The 301-nt window shown below is 58.1% G+C and carries 1 rRNA gene; it reads right to left on the bottom strand.

Going from position 1 to position 301, the window contains the following annotated elements:
• Positions 1 to 301 (bottom strand): 23S ribosomal RNA (locus PUR56_RS06970); the annotation flags it as partial.

The following is a 301-nucleotide window of genomic DNA, read 5'->3' as shown; positions in this document are numbered from 1 at the left end:
GATTGGCCTTTCACCCCTAACCACAGGTCATCCCCCAGGTTTTCAACCCTGGTGGGTTCGGTCCTCCACGAAGTCTTACCTCCGCTTCAACCTGCCCATGGCTAGAACACTCCGCTTCGGGTCTTGGGCATGCACCTCAAACGCCCTAATCGGACTCGCTGTCGCTACGGCTACCCCACACGGGTTAACCTCGCTACACACCGCAAACTCGCAGGCTCATTCTTCAAAAGGCACGCAGTCACGGCCCACGTCCGAAAACGTGAACGACGCTCCCACGGCTTGTAGGCACACGGTTTCAGGT

Source organism: Streptomyces sp. BE303 (assembly GCF_036290945.1).
GTDB lineage: Bacteria > Actinomycetota > Actinomycetes > Streptomycetales > Streptomycetaceae > Kitasatospora.
This window is presented reverse-complemented; position numbering and strand designations above follow the sequence as displayed.